This is a genomic window from Micromonospora sp. NPDC047187 (assembly GCF_040643355.1).
GTDB classification, from domain to species: domain Bacteria; phylum Actinomycetota; class Actinomycetes; order Mycobacteriales; family Micromonosporaceae; genus Micromonospora; species Micromonospora salmantinae.
Map to the genome: position 1 here is coordinate 1 of NZ_JBEYUF010000059.1, position 2,082 is coordinate 2,082.

The following is a 2,082-nucleotide window of genomic DNA, read 5'->3' on the forward strand; positions in this document are numbered from 1 at the left end:
CAACTCTTCCCGGCCAGCGCGCGCCGCAGCAACTGGCGCTGCTCGCCGGGCAGGGCGGCGGCCCGGTCGAGCACCGGGTCGACCAGACGTTGCAGGCCGGCGTACGGCAGGGCGGCCTCCTCGGCGAGCCCGCTGCCGGCGAGCACTGTGCAGCCACCCTCGGCGTGCCGATGGGCGTAGCCGACCAGCGTCGTCCGGCCCGATCCGGGCTCTCCGCGCAACAGCAGGGCACCGCCGGCGTTGGTCATGCCGTCGAGCAGGCTCCGGACAGCCCGGCACTCGTCGTCCCGGCCACGCAGCACGGTTAGTTGCACTCTTGATGCAGTAACCATGCCTGCCAGTGTTACCCATCGGAAACCGAATGGAAAGAGGGGGCAATATCGGGCCGGGCCGGAATCAGTCGGGCGCGACCTCGGCCAGCAGGGCGCCCACGGTCCGGGCCATCACCGCGCGGGCCTGGTCCACGCCCAACTCGAGCCCGTAGCGCAGCATCGACCAGGCCTGCCAGGTGCTCGCCGCCACCAGGGCGTTGAGCAACTGCTCCCGCCCCGCCCCGGCCTCGGCCAGCTCGACGGCGAAGAGGTCCTCGACCTCGTCGCGGACCCGTTCGATGTGCTTGAGACGGTTGCGGTGCAGCTGTTCGGAGACCGGCTCACGCATCTGGGCGGCCCGCGCCGACGGTGCGATGAGCTGGAGCAGTCGAGCCCGCTGCCGGCAGTACGCGTCGACCCGCTTCGCCAACGGCAGCCCCGGTGAGATCGGCCGGTGGGCGGCGTCCTGCTGGCGGAGCACCTCCGCGCCGCTGGCCTCGAAGAGCGTCTCCATGTCCTTGAAGTTGGTCCAGAGGGTGCGCAGCGAGATGCCGGCCCGCTCGGCGATGCGTTCCCCGGTGGGGCGGAGGTCACCCTCGGAGATGAGCGCGAGGTGCGCCTCGACGATGGCCGCGCGGGTCCGCTCGGCGCGGGCGGTACGCCCGTCCACCCGGCCCGCCACATCGACCCCGTCCATCCGCCCTCGCCCCCTCACCGCCACGGCGTCCCCCGACGCACCGCCGAGTCTAGACAGCCGTTGATCAGCGGCTTCGGACGCTCCGCCGACGCCGTCATCCGGCCCGGCCGGTCAGCGAGACGCCGCCGTCGCAGATGATGGTCTGCCCGGTGATCCAACTGGCGTCGTCCGAGGCCAGGAAGGCGACAGCGCCCGCCACGTCCGACGGCAGACCGAGGCGCCCGAGCGGGTACCGCGCGGCGACCTCGGCCTCCCGCCCGTCGTAGAGGGCGGCGGCGAAGCGGGTCTTCACCACGCCGGGGGCGACCGCGTTGACCCGGACCGTCGGCCCCAACTCCACGGCGAGGCTGGCGGTGAGATGGTTGAGCGCGGCCTTGCTGACCCCGTAGCAGGCGATGCCGGGCGACGGGCCGAGCCCGGCGATCGACGAGACGTTGACGACGCAGCCGCCGCGCTCGCTCATGCCGGCGGCCCAGACCTCCTGCACCCAGCCGAGCGCGGCGACCACGTTCACGTCGAGGATCTTGCGGGCCGCGGCCAGGTCCAGCTCGACCAGCGGGCCGTGCACCGGGTTGATGCCGGTGTTGTTGACCAGCAGGTCCACCGGCCCGAACGCCGCGCTCACCTGGCTCACCGCGGCGGCCCGGTGCGCGGGGTCGTCGGCCCGGCCCGGCACCCCGGGGGGGTGTGCCGGGCCGCCCAGGTTGGCGACCGCCTCGGCCAGCCCCTCGGGGCGGCGGGCGGTCAGACCTACCCGCGCGCCTTCGGCGACGAGGCGTTGGGCGATGGCCAGACCGATCCCGCGACTGGCGCCGGTGACGATGGCGACCCGGCCCGCGAGTCGGCCCGAATATGCATTCACGGTGCAGATAGTAGGAGCGTCGATCGGTATCGGTCAACGCCTCCGACGATCGGCCGGCAGGCCGCGCCGGCAGCACGCGCGCAGCCGTGCGCGCCGGCGGGGGGGGGGGGGGCGACCCCCCGGGGGGCGGCGGGGCGGCGGGGGCCCACGGGGCGGGGGGCGCCCCCGCGGGCGGGGGGGCGGGCCCGGGGGGGGGGGGCGCGGGGGCGCGG

At 75.0% G+C, this 2,082-nt stretch carries 3 protein-coding genes; all 3 read right to left on the bottom strand.

Annotated elements, in window-relative coordinates; translation table 11 throughout:
• A partial coding sequence (locus tag ABZ794_RS33870; protein ID WP_357519499.1) for an AAA family ATPase occupies positions 1-332 on the bottom strand: 332 nt, incomplete at its 3' end.
• Positions 333-396: 64 nt separating this feature from the next.
• Positions 397-1,008 carry a TetR/AcrR family transcriptional regulator gene (locus ABZ794_RS33875; protein ID WP_210786573.1) on the bottom strand — a complete coding sequence of 204 codons (612 nt, stop codon included), beginning with the start codon at positions 1,006-1,008 and terminating at the stop codon, positions 397-399.
• Between the two features lie 94 nt (positions 1,009-1,102).
• Positions 1,103-1,870 carry an SDR family oxidoreductase gene (locus ABZ794_RS33880; RefSeq protein ID WP_357519501.1) on the bottom strand — a complete coding sequence of 256 codons (768 nt, stop codon included), beginning with the start codon at positions 1,868-1,870 and terminating at the stop codon, positions 1,103-1,105.
• Positions 1,871-2,082: the final 212 nt, after the last annotated feature.